The organism is Olsenella sp. An270, from assembly GCF_002159735.1.
GTDB lineage: Bacteria > Actinomycetota > Coriobacteriia > Coriobacteriales > Atopobiaceae > Thermophilibacter.
On the sequence record NZ_NFJF01000001.1, the window covers coordinates 472,182 to 489,453 of the forward strand.

Here is a 17,272-nt window from a genome sequence, read left to right on the forward strand (position 1 = left end):
CTACTCCTCCACGGAGTAGCCGAGGCGGCGGATCTGCCGCTCGTCGCGGCGCCACGCCGGCGAGACGCGGACCGTGAGGTCGAGAAAGACCTTGCAGTTGAGCAGGCGCTCGATGTCACGGCGCGCCTCGGTCCCCACCTGCCTGATCATCTGGCCCCCACGGCCGACGACGATGCCCTTCTGCCCCTCGCGCTCGACGAGGATCGTCGCCGTGATGGTGGCGTGGTCGTCGTCGGTGAAGTCGATGTCGTCGCAGAGGACGCCCACGGAGTGCGGGAGCTCCTGGCGAAGGTGCAGGAAGAGCTTCTCGCGCACGAACTCGGCGACGAGCTCCTCGGGCGAGGCGTCCACGTCCATGTCCTCGGGAAACCACCGCGGGCCCTCGGGAAGGTGTGCCGAGACGAGCTCGACGAACGCGTCCACGTTGAAGCCCTCGGTCGCCGAGACCACAAGCTCGTCGTCGAAGTCGGCGAGCGCTCGGGCGGCCTCGAGCTGGGCGGCCACCTGGTCGGGCTTGGCAACGTCGGCCTTCGTGAGCACGAGCAGCTTGTAGTCCGCGTCCGCGCGGGCGACGTGGTTGGCCACCCACTCGTCGCCGCGGCCCACGGGCTTGGTCGCGTCGACGAGAAACGCCACGACGTCGGCGTCCGCGAGCTCGCCGAGGGCGCTCTTGTTGAGCTCGGAGCCCAGGGCGTCCTTGGGCTTGTGCAGACCCGGCGTGTCGATGATCACGAGCTGGGAGTAGTCGGTGTTCACCACGGCGCGCATGCGGCGGCGCGTAGTCTGCGCGACGGGGCTCGTGATGGCGAGCTTCTCGCCCATGATGGCGTTGAGAAGCGTTGACTTGCCGGCGTTGGGACGACCCACCAGCGCGACGAACCCGCTGGTGAATGGCACGTTCTTCTCGGTCATGAAGACTCCTTGGTAAGGCTAGAGGCGCGCGATGATCGCGTTGGCGAAGACGAGCACGCCCACGACGGCGACAATGCACGAGAGCACCCAGACGGCCGCCGCGGCGATGTCCTTGGCGCGGCCGGCGAGCGGGTGGAACTCGGGCGAGACCAGGTCGACGACCGTCTCCACGGCGGTGTTGAGCAGCTCGGCCATGATGACGACGCCGCAGCAGAGCAGGACGATGGCCCAGCTCAGGAGGTCGAGCTGCAGCGCGAGACCGGCCACGACCGCGCAGGCGCCCACGGCGAGCATGACCTTGATGTTGCGCTCGGTGGCGATGGCGGTGCGAAAGCCCTGGATGGCAAAGAGGAAGCTCTTGCGGAATCCGGGATGGTCGCTCTTGGAGCCGGGGATCATGCGCCCTCCTCCTCACGGTGTCGCGTGATGACGACGCGGTCGAGCGTGCCGTCGGTGTGCACGAGGGCGAGCAGCGCGTCCTCGCGCGCCTCCATCGCCTCGGCGCTCGCCTCGTCGAGATGGTCGTGGCCGAGCAGGTGGAGCAGCCCGTGCACGAGCAGAAGGCGGCTCTCGTCGGCCTCGGTCGTGCCGAAGGCGGCGGCCTGGCGGGCGACGTAGGCGGGAGCGAGCACGATGTCGCCGAGCTCGCAGGGCTCGCCGGGGGCGAGCGCGGGGTCGTCGGGGCGCTCGCACTCGAGCGAGACGACGTCGGTCGCCGCGTCGACGCCGCGCCACTCTGCGTTGATCTGGCGGATGCGCTCGTCGGCGACGAGCGAGACGGAGACCATGCACGGCCTCGTCACGCCCTCCTCCGCGAGCACGCGGTCGCAGACGGCGGCGACCTCCTCCTCGCCGAGGGCGAAGACGACGCCCTCGTCGCAGGTGACGTCGTACTCGTTCGCGCTCATCGCTGCCCCCTCTCCTGCGCGTCGCGCTCATAGGCGTCCACGATGCGCGCGACCAGCGCGTGGCGGACGATGTCGTTGCGGTCGAGGTCGACGAAGGAGACGCCCTCCATGCCCTCGAGGACGCGGCGGGCCGAGTCCAGGCCGCCCTCCCCCGGCAGATCGCGCTGCGAGGCGTCGCCGGTCACCACGAAGGTGGACGAGAAGCCCAGGCGCGTGAGGAACATCTTCATCTGCTCCGGCGTGGTGTTCTGCGCCTCGTCGAGGATCACGAAGGCGTTGTTGAAGGTGCGCCCGCGCATGTAGGCGAGCGGCGCGATCTCTATGATGCCCTGCTCGATGAGGACGTTGCCCTTCTCGATGTCGGTCATGTCGAAGAGCGCGTCGTAGAGGGGGCGCACGTAGGGGTCGAGCTTCTCGGCGAGCGTTCCCGGGAGGAAGCCGAGCGACTCGCCGGCCTCCACGACGGGGCGCGCGAGCACGATGCGCCCGACCTCGCGGCGCTTGAGGGCCGCGACCGCCATCGCCATGGCGAGGTAGGTCTTGCCGGTGCCCGCGGGGCCCAGGCCAAAGGTGACCGTGCTCCTGCGGATGGCGTCGACGTAGCGCTTCTGGCCGGCCGTCTTTGGCCTGATGGCGCGGCCGCGGAAGGTGAGCAGGATGTCGTCGCCGGCGGTGACGGCGCGCTCGGCTCCGTGGCGGACCTGCTCGATGATGACGTCCACCTCGCCGGGGGTGGGGCTCTCCCCCATCTCGACGAGCCGGATCAGGCGCGAGAAGACCGAGGTCACCTGGTCGACGACGTCGGCGGGCCCAGAGACGCTCACGATGTTGCCGCGGACGGAGACCATGGCGTCGAAGCCCGCCTCGACCCGTCGGAGCAGGGAGTCGGCCGGGCCCATGAGCGCGGTCGGGTCGACTGAGTCTGGGATGGTGAGACGAACCTGCGTTGGCTCCATGTTCCTCCTGGGACGGCTACGGCTCTGATGATAGACCAACCGCGGCCCCGTCTCGCCCGTGGCCCTCGGCGGCGCGGGCGCTCGCGCTTCTCGCCCCGTCGCGCTTCTCGCCCCGTCGCGCTTCTCGCCCCGTCGCTCAAATCCGATAACACGCAGAATCAAGCACAGCTTTCTATATCCGCAGATGGGTTTTGAGAAAAAAGTCGATTCTGCGTGTTATCCCAAGGAGGAGAGGTATCGGGCGACGGGACGGGTGCCAGCGGGTGCGTGGAGCGGGCGCTACAGCGGCTCGGCGAGGAGGGTCGCGTCGTCGCGGACATCGGTCAGACGCACCGGGACGAGGCTGTCAACGGGAATCGAGGGGTCGAGAAGGACATCGAAGAGCCCTCCCGTGACGCCGCGGCCCGGGTACTGCACCACGGCGAGGTCCCGGGCGCCCACCAGCCGCCGCGCCTCGGCGAGGCGCATCTCGTCGGCGAGCTCGCGGGACCGCTCGCCGCGCCGGGCCATGACGTGGGGATCGACCTGGCCCTCCATCGTCGCGGCGGGCGTGCCGGGACGCCGCGAGTAGCGGAACACGTGCATCTTGGCGAAGCGCATCTCGCGGCAGAACTCGAGGGAGCGCTCGAAGTCGTCGTCGGTCTCGCCGGGGAAGCCTACGATGAGGTCGGTGCCGAGCGCGACGCCCGGGAGGTGCTCGCGGGCGGTCTCCACCACGCGCCTGAAGTCGTCCGTGCGGTAGACGCGCGCCATGCGCCTGAGCGTCTCGTCGCAGCCCGCCTGGAGGCAGACGTGCAGAAACGGCGCGATGCGCCCGTCAGCGAGCGCCATCGTGCGGCAGAGCTCGTCGGTGACGTCGGGCGGCTCGATCGAGGAGAGCCGGACGCGCTCCACGTCGGTCTCCCCGAGGACGAGGTCGAGAAGGGCGGGCAGGGCGAGCTCGCGGCCCGCGCGGTCCTCGGCGCGATAGCTTCCCAGGTTGATACCCGTGAGCACGACCTCGCGGGCGCCTCTCGCCCGGGCCGCGCGCACGGCGTCGAGGACGTCCTCGGGCGCCATCGAGCGGGCGGCGCCGCGGGCGCGCCACACGATGCAGTAGGTGCAGCGGTTGTCGCAGCCGTCCTGGATCTTGATGCCGGGCCTGGTGCGACCCGTCGGCGTGGGGGCGTCGCAGGAGGGGCTTGGCTCGCGCGCGTCCCCGGCGAGCCCGAGCGCCTCGGCCGCGATGGCGGCGACGGCGGCCTTGTCCTTCTCGACCCGCACGTTGGGAGCGAGCGCGGCGAGCTCGTCGGCGAAGAGGTTGGCCACGCAGCCGGTCGCGATCACGAGCGGCGTCGACGGCAGCGACGCCGCGCGGCGGACGGCCTTCCTCGTCTTGGCCTCCGCCTCGCCGGTCACGGCGCACGTGTTGACGATCACGACGCGCGCCTCGCGCTCCGGCGTGAGGACGGCACCCGCGCGCTCCAGGTCGAGCGCCATGTGGTCGAGCTCGACGCGGTTGACGCGGCACCCGAGATTGATGAGCGCCACGCCGTGGGACTCGCTCACCTCCGGTCCCCCTTGAAGGGGTTCTTGGGGGCGTGCCAGCGCTCGTGGGCGAAGTGCTCCGCGGCGTTCTCGGCCGCGGCGGAGAAGCCCTCGGGCTCGAGGTCCTTCTCGGCCGTGCCCTCCCCTCCTCGCGCGGAAACGATGGCGGAGACGGCGTCGAGCTGGGAGGCGGTGAGGTCCCGCGGGGTCTCGATCTGGACCACCGCGACGAGGCTGCCGCGCGCGACCATGCCCATGCGGGGCATGCCGCAGCCCTCCACGACGACACGCTGGCCGAACTGGCACCCGGCGGGCACGCGGACGGTGACGCGCTCGCCCTCGAGGATGCCGTCGACGGTCACCGTGGTGCCGACGATGGCCTGCAGCGCGTCAACGGTCACGGTGCAGTAGAGGTCGTCACCCTGGCGCTCGAAGCGCTCGCTCTCGGCAACCTCAACGCTCACGACGAGGCTGCCGCAGGCGTCGCCGCGCAGGCCCGCCTCGCCCTTGCCCTCGATGGTGAGGGTCTGGCCGGAGTGGACGCCCGCGGGCACCTCGACCTCGACCTTCTCGCGCGAGGGCGTGCGCCCCTGCCCGCCGCAGGTCTCGCAGGGATGGTCGATGACCTGGCCCTGGCCGTTGCAGGCGGGGCAGGGCCCCTGGGTCTGCATCTGGCCGAAGATGGTGCGCTGGACCTCCACGACGCGGCCCGTGCCGTGACAGCGCTCGCAGGTGCGGAGCTGCCCGCCCTCGGCCGCGCCCGAGCCGCCGCAGTCCTCGCACGGGGCGAGGCGCGTGTAGGCGACGGTCTTGGTGCACCCGGCGGCCGCCTCCTCGAGCGTGACCGTGAGGCGGATGCCCATGTCACGCCCGCGCGTGCGCTGCGCCTGGCCGCCCGAGCCCCGGCCGCCCATGCCGCCGAAGAACGAGTCGAAGATGTCGCCGAAGCCAAAGCCACCGCCCCCGAAGATGTCGGAGACGTCGACGTAGTCGGAGCCAAAGCCCGCCGGGCCGTTGGGGTCGCCGTAGCGGTCGTAGTTGGCGCGCTTCTGGTCGTCGGAGAGCACGGTGTAGGCTTCGTTGACCTCCTTGAAGCGCTCCTCGGCGTCGGGGGCGTCGTTCACGTCCGGGTGCAGCGTTCGCGCCTTCTTGAGAAAGGCGCGCTTGATGGTCTTTGCGTCGGCATCGCGAGGCACCTCGAGCACCTCGTAGTAGTCCCTCTTTGGTTCCACGTTCCCTTATCTCCCCAGACGTGCGTGACAGTGTGCGAGGCGGTTCCCACGCGGGGCACCGCCGAGAATGACCGTGAGCTTGTGCTAGATGACGTACATGCCCCCCATGTAGCCCCTCGTGCCGAGGCCTGCGCTGCACGAGAACATCATCGCGAGGAAGAGCGCGATGAAGAAGCCGTTGGAGACGCCGTTCAGCACCGCGAGGCCCGCGCTCCTCCACCAGCGGGGGGCGCGTCGGAAGCCGTCGCGGGCGACGAGGTAGACCCCGAAGACGATCATGAGCGTGACGAAGAGGGCGAAGGAGGAGAGCACCCCCGTGACGAGCCCGAGGACGAGGAACGGCAGCGCAAAGCCGATGAGGTTGCAGCCGTTGGCCTGACGCTGCGTCAGGCGCTCCTCGGGCACGCAGACGCGGCAGACGAAGTCGCCGGCCTCGGAGCCGTTGGTGCCGGCGTTGCCCATGCCGGCCACTCGGACCTCGTCTCCGTCATGGCTGCCGGCCGGGACGTCGACGACGACCTCGCTCGCCGTGAGGGTGCGGCCGGAGCCGCCGCAGGCGGAGCACGGGTCGGCGACCACGCGCCCGGTGCCCTCGCACTCGGGGCAGGTCATCGCCATGACGCCAAAGAGCCCGGTGTCAACGGTGATGTGGCCGCGGCCCCCGCAGGTCGGGCAGGTCTCGGGGTGGTCGGACTGCACCGACCCCGACCCGTGGCAGACGCCGCAGGCGGCGTAGCGCTGGTAGGTGACGCCGCGACGGGTCCCCTTGGACGCGGTCTCCGCGTCGACGGTGAGCTCGTAGACTACGTCCGCGCCGGCCCGGGGGCGGTACGCGCGCGAGCGGCGGCGCGAGGTCGTGCCTCCGCCGAACGGCCCCCAGCCGAAGGGCCCGCCAAAGCCGAACGGGTCGGAGTAGCCGCCGCCCTGGGGCGACGCGCCGCCGCCGTAGCCGGCGAACGGGGATCCGGAGCGCATGGCGTCGTAGCGCTTGCGCTTGTCGGGGTCGGAGAGCACGGCGTAGGCCTCCGACACCTCCTTGAAGCGCTCCTCAGCGTCGGGGGCCTTGTTGACGTCGGGGTGGAGCTTGCGCGCCTTCTGCTGGAAGGCCTTGCGGATCTCGTCGGTCGAGGCGTCCTTCTCGACGCCCAGGATGGCGTAGTAGTCCTTGTCGTTCATAGAAGCCATGTGGCGGGTCTCCCGTATGCGCGGTGCTCAGAACCCTATCAGTATAACCGCGCCCGACAGCCTCTATTCAGAAAGCGCAATCTGGCGGTACGCGATCCCACATCGCTGAAGGATGTTCTTGGAGATCAGGTTGTCCTCGGTGCCGTCGTACTTGTCGTCGAGGTAGACGACCTCGCCGATGCCGGCCTGCACGAGCGTCTTGGCGCACTCGTGGCAGGGGAAGAGCGTGACGTAGACCGTGGCGTCGGTCATGTCCTTGAGCGAGCCGCGGTAGTTGAGGATGGCGTTGGCCTCGGCGTGGATGACGTAGTTGTGCTTGTCGTGGAGCGGGTCCTCGTCGGTGCCCCAGGGGAACTCGTCGTCGTTGAGCGCGGAGGGCGTGCCGTTGTAGCCCACCGAGAGGATGCGGTGGTTGGTATCGGCGATGCAGGCGCCGACCTGCGTGTTGGGGTCCTTGCTGCGCAGCTGGGCAGCTATGGCGACCCGCATGAAGAACTCGTCCCAGCTGATGACGTCGGTGCGCTTTCCCGGCATAGCACTCCCCTCCTCGACGTTTGTGCTGCTAGCATGCCGCATTTGCGGGTGCGGCGCAAGAGTCGGCGAGAAGGGCAGCCGCGCGGCTAGCAGCGGGCGGAGGCGACCTCGCCGGGGGCGAGGCCCCAGAGGGCGCCGTAGAGCTCGTTGCCGAGGAGCCAGCCCTGCTCGGTGGGTACGAGCCGACCGTCCCTCTCGGCCAGGAGGCCACGGGCGAGAAGGGCATCGACAGTATCGTCGAGCCGCGCGCCGAAGAGCTCACGGGCACGTACCACGAGCTCGGGGCGCAGGCCCTCCACGAGACGGGCCCCGAGCATAAGGTCCTCGGCGACGGCCTGGTCCTCGTTCAGGAACTCGAGCGAGAGGGACAGCGCGGAGAGGCGCGGATCGGCGGCAAGCTCCCGGCGACCCGTCTCCACCGTGAGACGCGCGCGCACGGCGTCCTCAGGCGGCCGCGGAAGCCGCGGACAACGGAGCCGAAGCCTCAGGTAGCCCTCGAGGTCGAGCATGCTCGAGGCGCCCGTGCCAAGTCCCAGGTAGGGTGAACCCGTCCAGTAGGCTTTGTTGTGACGACACTCCTTACCTGCGCGCGCATAGCTTGCGACCTCGTAGCGGTGGTAGCCGCGAGCCTCGAGCGCCACCTGAGCCTCCGTCATTCTCTCGGCCTGGACCTCCGGGTCGTTCCAGGCGCAGGGGTCGTCGGCGAAGCGACAGTCAAGGGGCGTCCCCTCCTCGATCTGGAGCGGGTAGACGCTCACATGACCCACACCGAGGGCAACCGCCCCCTTGAGCGACCGGTCCCAGCTTGCCGGCGTCTGCCCCGGCGTCGCGCACATGAGGTCGACCGAGACTTCGAGCCCCGTCGCCACGGCCGCCTCGACGCGCTCGCGGGCGCACGCCGCGTCGTGCAGGCGCTCGAGCTCGCGGAGCTCCCCGTCGTCCAGGCTCTGGACGCCGATGGAGAGCCGCGTCGCCCCCGCCTCGCGTACGGCGAGAAGCACCTCGTCGGAAAGCGAGTCTGGATTGGCCTCGCAGGTGAGCTCGGAGGGGGCGGCCACGGCCACGATCTTCTCGACAAGCCGTCCGAGGTCCTTCTCGCCCAGGAGCGTGGGCGTTCCGCCGCCCACGTAGGCCGTCTCGCAGCCCTCGAGCAGACCAAGCGACGCGGCCTCCTCGAGCTGCTCCCCGAGCGCGCACGCGTAAGCGCCCATGAGCGCGTCGCCCGCAGGCGTGGCCCACGACGCAAAGTCGCAGTACGCACACTTCCGCGCGCAGAACGGTATGTGAAGGTAGAGGGCTCCGACCATGTGCCTTTCCTCACCGGCGTCAAACCGCGACTTTTGCGGCCGCAAAAGTCGCGTGAGAAATCACGTTTTCCCAGTTGAGCAAAAAACTTAGCCCAGTTTTGCGGCCGCAAAAGTCACGCGAGCCGCTGGCACACACTCTACAGCACGTGGGCGCGGACCTCGGCGGCAACGGAGAGGAACTCCTCCGCGGTGACGCAGCTCATGGCGGCGTTTCGCCAGCGTGCCGCGTCGGGCATGCCCTTGAAGTACCAGCCCGCAAGGCTGCGGGCGCGCTTGAGGTGGGCGCCCGTGGCCTCGAGCAGGCGCACGTGGCACTCGAACGCGGCGACCTTCTCGGCGGCGCTCGGCTCGTGGCCTGAGAAGACCCACGGGTTGCCGTAGGTGCCGCGCGCCACCATGACGGCCGACGCACCGGTCTCGGAGAGCGCGCGGAGCGCGGCGTCGTGGGAGAGGACGTCGCCGGAGGCGATGACGGGGACGCTGACGGCGTCCGCGACGCGGCTCACGGCGCCCCAGTCGGCCTCGCCGTGGTACATCTGCGTGGCAAAGCGGCCGTGCACGGCCACCGCGGCGGCGCCGGCGTCCTCCATCGCGCGCGCGAACTCCGGGGCGACCTCCTGCCCCATGTAGCGGCCGCGGCGGATCTTCACCGTCACGGGCACACCGGGCGCCCCCTCGCGGCACGCGCGCACGATATTCGCGGCGAGCGCGGGTTTCTCCAGCAGCGCCGACCCCTCGCCCTTCTTGGTCACCTTAGGCACGGGGCAAGCCATGTTGATGTCGATGAGCGCGAGCTTCTCGCCCAGGCGCGCAGCGACGCGCTCCGCGGACTCGCGGAAGAGCTCCGGCTTGGAGCCAAAGAGCTGCACCGCGATGTCGGGCTCCGCCGGGTCGGGGTCAACGAGCTCCCAGCTCTTCTCGCCGTAGTGGAGCCCCGCGCACGAGACCATCTCGGAGTAGGCCAGCGCCGCGCCGCCGGCGCGCGCCATGAGGCGGTACGCCGCGTCGGAGACGCCCGCCATCGGAGCCATGAGCAGCTTGCCGGCGAGCTCGCCGTCCCAGGCAGACAGCTCGGGGGCAAGGTTGGCGGCGGGAGCGTGGGCGGCCAGGACCTCGGCGGCCGTCACTGGTCGTCCACCTTGAGGACGGCGAGAAACGCCTCCTGCGGCACCTCCACGGAGCCGATCTGCTTCATGCGCTTCTTGCCCTCCTTCTGCTTCTCGAGGAGCTTGCGCTTACGCGAGATGTCGCCGCCGTAGCACTTGGCCAAGACGTCCTTGCGCACGGCCTTGACGGTGCTTCTCGCGATGATCTTGTTGCCAATCGCGCCCTGGATGGGCACCTCGAACTGCTGGCGCGGGATGATCTCCTTGAGCTTGTCGCACAGGCCGCGCGCGAGGGCGTACGCCTTGTCGCGGTGCACGATGAAGCTGAGGGCATCCACCTCGTCGCCGGAGAGCAGGATGTCGAGCTTCACGAGGTCGCTCGGGCGGTAGTCCGAGAACTCGTAGTCGAGGCTCGCGTAGCCCTTGGTACGGCTCTTGAGCTGGTCGAAGAAGTCGAGGATCAGCTCGGCCAGCGGGATGTCGAAGTGCATCTCCACGGACTTCTCGGTGAGGTAGATCATGTCCTGCGTGATGCCGCGGTGCTCGATGGCGAGCTGCATGACGGCCCCCGTGTACTCGGGCGGCACGATGACCTTGGCCTTGAGGAACGGCTCCTCGATGCGCTCGATGCGGGTGACGTCGGGCAGGTCCTGCGGGCTGCGGACCTCGAGCATCGTGCCGTCGGTCTTGTAGACGTGGTAGTCGACCGACGGGCTCGTGGCAATCAGGGACAGCGCGAACTCGCGCTCCAGGCGCTCCTTCACGACCTCCATGTGGAGGAGCCCCAGAAATCCCACGCGGAAGCCAAAGCCCAGCGCCACGCTCGTCTCGGGGCTCCACGTGAGCGAGGGGTCGTTCACGCGCAGCTTCTCGAGGGCGTCGCGCAGGTTCTCGTAGTCCTTGTTGTCCACCGGGAAGATGCCGGTGTAGACCATCGGCTTGGCCTCGCGGTAGCCAGGCAGTGCCTCGGCGCAGGGGCGGGACGCCGACGTGAGCGTGTCGCCCACGCGCACGGCCTCGGGGTTCTTGAGGCCCGTGACGACAAAGCCCACCTCGCCGACGCCCAGCTCGTCCACGAGCTGCTCGGCCGGGCGCTTGACGCCCACGCCGTCCACGAGGAAGCCCACCCCCGCCTGCATCATAGTGAGCTGGTCGCCCTTGGCGATGTGGCCGTCAAAGACGCGCACCGTGGCCACGACGCCGCGGTACTCGTCGAAGTAGGAGTCCAGGATGAGGGCCTTGAGCGGCGCGTCGTAGTCCCCCTTTGGCGGGGAGACGAGAAGGACGATGGCCTCGAGCAGGTCGTGGATGCCCTCGCCGGTCTTGCCGGAGACGCACACGGCGTCGTCCGCCGGGATGGCGAGGTCCTCCTCGATCTCCTCCTTGACCTCGTCGGGATGCGCGCTCGGGAGGTCGATCTTGTTGATCGCCGGCACGATGTCGAGGTTGGCGTTCATGGCCAGGTTGGCGTTGGAGACGGTCTGCGCCTCCACGCCCTGTGTGGCGTCAACCACCAGGACGGCGCCCTCGCAGGCCGCGAGGCTGCGGCTGACCTCGTAGGTGAAGTCGACGTGGCCCGGCGTGTCGATGAGGTTGAACTGGTAGGTCTCGCCGTCGTCGGCATCATAGGTCACGCGGACGGCGTTGGACTTGATGGTGATGCCGCGCTCCCGCTCGATGTCCATCGTGTCGAGCAGCTGGGCCTCCATGTCGCGCTCCTCCACCGTGTGGGTGAGCTCGAGGATGCGGTCCGAGATGGTCGACTTGCCGTGGTCGATGTGCGCAACGATCGAGAAGTTGCGGATATGTGAGGTATCGGTCATAGACATGAGGTGAATGATAGCGAAGTGGTCGCGCGCATGCTATACTCAGCAAGCTGACCTCACCGTGTCTCAAGCAGAGGCCTCAGAACAGAAGTATTCGAAAGGAACCGCACGTGGCTAACATCAAGTCTCAGAAGAAGCGCATCATCACCGCCGAGAAGGCCCGCCAGCGCAACCGCGCTGTCCGCTCCGAGCTCAAGACCGCCGTCAAGGCCGTCCGCTCCGCCGTCGAGGCCAAGGACGTCGAGGCCGCCCAGGCTGCCGCCAACAAGGCCGGCCGTCTGCTCGACAAGGCCGCTTCCAAGGGCATCATCCACAAGAACCAGGCCGCTCAGCGCAAGAGCGGTGTCCAGAAGCTCGTCAACACCATCAAGTAGCTTCGTTCTTCTCGCACGTCTTGTGAAAGGGACCCGGGGTGCTGCCCGGGTCCCTTTTTTGTTGCGCTCCCACCTGCGACCTAAGGATTTACGCACAAAATCAAGCACCGCATTTTATATCCGCAGGTCAATTTAACTCACATGTACGACTTTGTGCGTTATTGCCCGGTGACAAGATGCCCCCACGGCCTCCAGGCAGCAAACTTACGAGCATGCCACGACCCGGGCCTCCACGGCAGGAGCGACCAGACGAGCTCCTGGCGCCGCTCGCTCTGAGACCCCGCAGACACGACTGCGCGAACGTCCTGCAACACGGTTCCCCCAACCAGCTCCTGCGCCGCCATCGCCGCCTGGAGCATGACGGCGTCAAGACCCCTGGGAGCAAACAGGTCCTCCGAGGTGACGGGGAGTATCACCCAGCCAGACGCTACAAGCTCGCGATTTCTCCTGAGGTCGTCGACGTACTTCTCGCGAACCTTGGCCGCTGCACGCACGGAGTCCTCCTCCGTCTGCGCCCCGGCAATCGAGTCGAGGTCAAGATGATCGTGACTATCGTAGTTGAAGCCCACGCGCAGACCCCTGAGCTCGATGTCAGGGACACGCGAGTCCCTGCATCCCAGCGCGACCAGCTCGGGAGTCGCGCCATGTCGTACGTTGAGGTCGATCTCCCCAAAGCCATAGCCCAGCTCCTCCGGGGGCAGACGAGCCATGAGGGCAACCACCGCCTCCATGGGTGACCAGGCGTTGTCTGCAACATACGTGAGGTTTCGCCGGGCGAGAAGAACGCTCTTCCTACGGCCCACCCTGTCGAGATACTCACCGATGCGCTCCACGGAGGTCACAGGAGCAACGTCATAGGTCACAGCACCGAGGCGCGGGTCGGATGCCGAGCGCACGTACGTCCCGCACAGCTCATAGCCGAGAAGCGCGTGCACGGCTGGCTCCATGACCTCCACGAGCTCAAGGAAGAGCAGTTCCGGACAGGGAATGGAAATGCCGTCGCCGAGGTCGACGAACGATTCCTCAGGCAGGCTGCTCGCGCGCATGCGGCAGGAGACGAAGCTCCCCCGCAGGCGATCCTCCTGTCGGGGCACGACCACCTCGATCGGCTCCGAGGAGCTCGGCGGATGTTCGAGCGCAAGGGGCTCGAGCGGAATCAGGCCTGACGTCCAGCGCCGACGCGGGCTCGGATCAGGCAAGGCCAGATCGCAGCGGACGCTGGGCAGGGGCCGCCCGGAAGCACGGTACACGCGAAGCGCACGAAGCGCCGTGAGTCGATCGAACGTAAGGGGCATGGCGCACCTCCCGCAACAACGCACAAAATCAAGCACCACTTTTTATATTCGCAGGTGAATTTAACGCACATGTACGATTTTGTGCGTTATTCGCCTGAGAGAGGGAGAAGGGGCTCAGCGCACGCCGCAGACGCGGGTGATGAGACGGACCATCTCGGCCTGCTCGTCGGCGCCGCTCTTGAGGGCGCGCTCCGCGCCGGCGCAGGCGTCGAGCAGGGACTCGAGCTCACCGTCGCCGAAGGCGCGGGACCACCTGACGTAGTTCTTGACCTGCCAGTCCTGCTTTCCGAGCTCGGAGGCCAGCGCCGAGGCGGAACCTCGGGCGTCGAGCGAGCGGGCGCAGACGAGCTCCCTGAGCCGTGTCACGACGAGCGAGAGCAGCCCCAGGGCGGAGCCGTCGAGCAACCGGTAGAGGGCGAGCGCGCGGTGCGCGTCGCGCGCGGCGAGACGGTCGAGGAACTCCCAGGGCTTGACCTCGGCGACACGCGCGACGTTGGCCTCGACGAAGTCGGTCGTGATGGCACCCGAGCCGCCGAGGAGCGCGGCGAGCGAGCGGATCTGCCTGTCGAGCATCGTGGTGGAGTCCCCCACGCGCGCGACGAGCTCGCGCGCGGCGTCGACGCCGATCGTGACCCCGTGCGAGGCGGCGAGCTTCTGCACGTAGGGCGGGAGGTCCCGGCCCTTCTTGGCGGCGCACTCGATGACGGATCGCGCTCCGACCTTGGCGACTGCCTTGTAGAGGCGCGTCGACTTGGCCAGGGTCGTGGCGACGAGCGCGAGCGTGCAGCTCTCGTTGGGACTCTCGAGGTAGTCGATGACGGCCTCCGAGGTGGCCTTGGGGAGCTTCTCGGCGGCCTCGACGACGACCACGCGCCGCTCGCCGCCCATGGGCAGCGTGTTGAGCGACGAGAGGAGCTCGACGGGCTCGAGGTCGGCGGAGGCGACGACCTCCTCCAGGTTGAACATAGCGAAGGGTCCGTCGACGCGGGCGCGCAGCCGCGCGACCGCCTGGTTTCGCTTGAGCTCGTCCGGCCCCACGATCAGATACGCCGGCAGCAGCTCGCCCTTCTCGGCCATGGGGCCCTCCTCCCTGTGGTTGGTCCCCCTAGGGTAGCACCCAATCCCTCTGGCAGCTCACGACGGGGCCCTCCGCGCCGGGCTCCACGCACACGTCGCCCACGTCCATGGTGCACAGGAAGACCGAGCCCGCCTCCTCGAGGATGTCAACGCAAGCTGGGTCGGGATGCCCGTAGCCGTTGCCCTCGCCCGCACTCGCGACGCTCACCTCCGGGGAGAGCGCAGCAGCGATCTCTGGCGTGAGCGAGGCCTCGGAGCCGTGGTGCCCGACCTTGAGGAGGTCCACGTCGCCGACGTCACCGCGCTCGACCGCCGCACCCGTCTCCTCGCGCTCGGCGTCGGCGGCGAGAAGGGCGGTGAGCGACCGGCCATCCTCCGCATAGCTGACCAGCAGCTCGAGCGATCCCTCGTTGCCCTCCCCCGCCGCCGGCTCGACGGGCGAGACGGCCCGCATGCTAAACCCTCCCACGCGCAGGACGTCGCCGTATCCCACCTCGCACACCTCGACTCCCTCGGCGAGGCCCGTGGCGTCCGTTCCCTCCGGCACGACGAGCACGTCGACGCCGATGACGGCGAGAAGGTCGTCGAGGCCGCCCGCGTGGTCGGCGTGGAGGTGCGTGAGGACAACGGCGTCGAGATGGGCGACGTTGCTTCGCGCCAGGGCGCCCACCACCGCCTCGCCCGGCCCCGTGTCCACGAGGGCTGAGGAGGCGCCGTCGGTCACGAGGATCGCGTCACCCTGGCCGACGTCGAGCACCCTGACGCAGGCGGGCGCGAAGAGGCGCCACCTGAGATGCCAGGAAAGCCCGGCGACCGCGATCAGCGCGACCGCGGCGAGAACCGCGCGCCTCGAGACGCGCGGCCACGCAAGGAGCATGGCGGCCAGGGCGAGGGCCAGGGCGACGAGGGCTGTCCCCTCGTCGACGCTCACGGCGACGCAGGCGCCGGGCGCAGACGCCAGCGCACGCGCGACCCCCATGAGCGGCGCCCCCACGACCTCGCAGCCGAGCAGGGCGAGCTCCTGCGCCGGGGGCAGCCAGGCGAGCAGGGCGGAGGCGAGGCCGAGCGCGAGCAGAACGGAGAACAGCGGGGCGAGAAGGACGTTGGCGAGCGGCGCCACGAGCGAGAGCGTCCCGAACGTGACGCACGTGAGCGGAGCGGTCACGACCTGCGAGACGAGGGTCATCGCGAGTGCCTGGCGCGCGTCCGACCCCGCCGCGCGCAGGGCGGCGCCCACCCTCCCCCGCGCCGCGCGCGAGCCCCGTCGTGCGAGGACGACGCCGGCGACGTAGCCGACGTACGGGCCCAGGGCGCAGATTCCGCACACGCACATGACCGAGAGCAGGTAGCCCAGCTGCCCGGTCACTCCGGGGTCCGCGAGCGCCATGACGAGTGCGACGAGGCTCGCGGAGGAGAGCGGGTGCGCCCGGCGACCGGCGAGATGCGACGCCGCGGCCACCAGCGTCATCGCCCAGGACCTCACGGCGGACGCCGGGGCGCCGCAGAACGCGACGAAAAGGCCAGTCAGGAACAGCGTCATCGACAGGCGCGGGAGGGGACGAAGGCGCGTGCGTCCGAGGGCGACCCCAACCATCCCCGTGACGAGGACGAGATGACCGCCCGACACCGCGACGAGGTGCGAGATCCCGCAGCGAGCGAAGAGCTCGTCGAGCCCCCGCTCCCCCATCGCGCCGACGTGCCCGCACACGGTCCCCGCGACGAGGGCGCGCGCGTCGGACGAGCCGGCGTCGAGGCTCGCGAGCACACGCTCCCGCAGCCCGAGCACCATGCCCCATGCGCCCGTCGCCCCATGGCGCTCCAGCACCCTCACCACGCGGACCGTCCCGGCGAGGCCCTGGGCCCGCGAGCTCGCGCCCCACTCGTCCTCCTCGTTGGGCGAGAAGCGCCCGACGCAGGTCACGGAGTCGCCCATCGACAGGGGCTCGTCACAGAGCAGCCAGAACGAGCCCCCGCCCGCCGCCAGTCGCGCACGGCCGCGCCAGCCGGACGCGCCCTCGCTCATGTCCCCCTCGACGACCATCTCCCAGCCGGACACCGGGCTGCTCGAGAGCAGGTCCGCAAGCGACTCCTGGCGGCCGAGCTCGAGGCCGCAGGACGCGACCGCACAGGAGAGCGAGAGGCCGACGGCCGCGACCGTGGCGACGGCGCCCCTCGCCCCCACCCCCGCCAGCAGCGCGCAGGCCGCGAGGGTGACGAGAGGCGAGGCTGCAAGTAGAGTCGCGCGCCCCTCGGGGCCGACTCCGGCGCCGAGAAGGGCGCGCGACGCCGCGACGACGGCGACGAGCGCCCAGAGGGAGGGCGGCAGCAGCGGGCGCTCGGGCCGCTCGGGCGCCCTAGACACAGACCATCCCCTCGAGGCGCGCGAACTTCTTCTCCCCGATCCCCGACACCCTCATGAGGTCCTCGGGGGCGGAGAAGGGCCCGTTCAGCTCGCGGTCCTCGACGATGGCACGGGCCGTCGCCTCGCCGACGCCCGGCAGCTCGTCGAGATCCTCGACGCCCGCGGTGTTCAGGTTGACGAGGCCAGCCCCCGTCCCCGACCCCTCCTGCGCCCCGGCGCCGCCGGCCTCGCCCTCGATGGGGACGAGGACCTTCTGCCCGTCGGAGAGCGGCGCCGCGAGGTTGAGGGCGGTCGTGTCCGCACCCTCGGCCAGCCCGCCCGCGGCGTCGACGGCGTCGCCGACGCGGGCACCCTCCGGGAGCCCGTAGACGCCCGGGCTCGTCACCGCCCCGTCAACATGGACGACGAGCGTCTTCGCGACAGGGGTCTCCTCCCCGGCCGGCTCCTCCTGCCGCGCCGCGGGGTCGGCGCGCTCCACGCTCACGCCGCCGCCCGTCAGCGCGGGGCCGAGAAGGGCCGCGAGCACCGCGACGCCCACGACGACGGTCGCCGCGACGCCCCATCCGAGCAGCCCGAACCTCCGTGCCGTCCTTCTCGCCTGCCCGCCGGGCCCAAATCGAGCCTGTGCCATGAGACCACCCCCGCACAAGCATCGCTCTGCGCGACGGCTC

16 protein-coding genes are annotated in these 17,272 nt (G+C 69.8%); 1 reads left to right on the top strand and 15 read right to left on the bottom strand.

Features of this window, described 5'->3' with window-relative positions; all coding sequences use genetic code 11:
• The 11 genes from era to lepA all read right to left on the bottom strand — a co-directional run bounded on the left by era (position 1) and on the right by lepA (position 11,496).
• On the bottom strand, positions 1-912 hold the full coding sequence (era, locus tag B5F73_RS02170; RefSeq protein WP_087225697.1) for a GTPase Era: 912 nt from the start codon (positions 910-912) through the stop codon (positions 1-3).
• Positions 913-930: 18 nt separating this feature from the next.
• Positions 931-1,311, bottom strand: coding sequence for a diacylglycerol kinase family protein (locus B5F73_RS02175; protein WP_087225700.1), 381 nt, complete (start codon positions 1,309-1,311; stop codon positions 931-933).
• Positions 1,308-1,820: an rRNA maturation RNase YbeY gene (gene ybeY / locus B5F73_RS02180; protein ID WP_087225703.1), complete on the bottom strand. Its 513-nt coding sequence runs from the start codon at positions 1,818-1,820 to the stop codon at positions 1,308-1,310. Before ybeY ends, B5F73_RS02175 begins: the two co-directional genes overlap by 4 nt.
• On the bottom strand, positions 1,817-2,776 hold the full coding sequence (locus B5F73_RS02185) for a PhoH family protein (RefSeq protein WP_087225706.1): 960 nt from the start codon (positions 2,774-2,776) through the stop codon (positions 1,817-1,819). Before B5F73_RS02185 ends, ybeY begins: the two co-directional genes overlap by 4 nt.
• Before the next feature lie 279 nt (positions 2,777-3,055).
• Positions 3,056-4,324 carry a MiaB/RimO family radical SAM methylthiotransferase gene (locus B5F73_RS02190; RefSeq protein WP_087225709.1) on the bottom strand — a complete coding sequence of 423 codons (1,269 nt, stop codon included), beginning with the start codon at positions 4,322-4,324 and terminating at the stop codon, positions 3,056-3,058.
• Positions 4,321-5,535: a molecular chaperone DnaJ gene (dnaJ, locus tag B5F73_RS02195; RefSeq protein ID WP_087225712.1), complete on the bottom strand. Its 1,215-nt coding sequence runs from the start codon at positions 5,533-5,535 to the stop codon at positions 4,321-4,323. The genes B5F73_RS02190 and dnaJ overlap by 4 nt, the downstream gene beginning before the upstream one ends.
• Positions 5,536-5,619: 84 nt before the next feature.
• Positions 5,620-6,720 carry a DnaJ domain-containing protein gene (locus B5F73_RS02200; RefSeq protein ID WP_087225715.1) on the bottom strand — a complete coding sequence of 367 codons (1,101 nt, stop codon included), beginning with the start codon at positions 6,718-6,720 and terminating at the stop codon, positions 5,620-5,622.
• 63 nt (positions 6,721-6,783) lie between these two features.
• Positions 6,784-7,254, bottom strand: a complete 471-nt coding sequence (locus B5F73_RS02205) for a dCMP deaminase family protein (protein ID WP_087225719.1) — start codon at positions 7,252-7,254, stop codon at positions 6,784-6,786.
• Between the two features lie 86 nt (positions 7,255-7,340).
• A complete protein-coding gene (gene hemW / locus B5F73_RS02210; RefSeq protein ID WP_087225722.1) occupies positions 7,341-8,561 on the bottom strand; it encodes a radical SAM family heme chaperone HemW in 1,221 nt (406 codons plus the stop codon).
• A gap of 137 nt (positions 8,562-8,698) precedes the next feature.
• Positions 8,699-9,688: a tRNA-dihydrouridine synthase gene (locus B5F73_RS02215; RefSeq protein ID WP_239379762.1), complete on the bottom strand. Its 990-nt coding sequence runs from the start codon at positions 9,686-9,688 to the stop codon at positions 8,699-8,701.
• On the bottom strand, positions 9,685-11,496 hold the full coding sequence (gene lepA / locus B5F73_RS02220) for a translation elongation factor 4 (RefSeq protein WP_087225724.1): 1,812 nt from the start codon (positions 11,494-11,496) through the stop codon (positions 9,685-9,687). The genes B5F73_RS02215 and lepA overlap by 4 nt, the downstream gene beginning before the upstream one ends.
• A gap of 107 nt (positions 11,497-11,603) precedes the next feature.
• Here lepA and rpsT point away from each other — a divergent pair, with 107 nt between their 5' ends.
• A complete protein-coding gene (rpsT, locus tag B5F73_RS02225; protein ID WP_087225727.1) occupies positions 11,604-11,867 on the top strand; it encodes a 30S ribosomal protein S20 in 264 nt (87 codons plus the stop codon).
• Positions 11,868-12,025: 158 nt separating this feature from the next.
• Here the strand turns inward: rpsT and B5F73_RS02230 are convergent, their stop codons facing one another.
• The 4 genes from B5F73_RS02230 to B5F73_RS02245 all read right to left on the bottom strand — a co-directional run bounded on the left by B5F73_RS02230 (position 12,026) and on the right by B5F73_RS02245 (position 17,232).
• Positions 12,026-12,961, bottom strand: a complete 936-nt coding sequence (locus B5F73_RS02230) for a hypothetical protein (RefSeq protein WP_143803107.1) — start codon at positions 12,959-12,961, stop codon at positions 12,026-12,028.
• A gap of 315 nt (positions 12,962-13,276) precedes the next feature.
• Positions 13,277-14,239, bottom strand: coding sequence for a DNA polymerase III subunit delta (holA, locus tag B5F73_RS02235; RefSeq protein ID WP_087225734.1), 963 nt, complete (start codon positions 14,237-14,239; stop codon positions 13,277-13,279).
• A 28-nt stretch (positions 14,240-14,267) separates the two neighbouring features.
• The gene (locus tag B5F73_RS02240; RefSeq protein ID WP_087225737.1) at positions 14,268-16,601 is read right to left on the bottom strand and encodes a ComEC/Rec2 family competence protein; all 2,334 of its coding nucleotides are present in this window, start codon (positions 16,599-16,601) and stop codon (positions 14,268-14,270) included.
• A complete protein-coding gene (locus B5F73_RS02245) occupies positions 16,594-17,232 on the bottom strand; it encodes a ComEA family DNA-binding protein (protein ID WP_087225740.1) in 639 nt (212 codons plus the stop codon). Before B5F73_RS02245 ends, B5F73_RS02240 begins: the two co-directional genes overlap by 8 nt.
• Between the last annotated feature and the right edge of the window lie 40 nt (positions 17,233-17,272).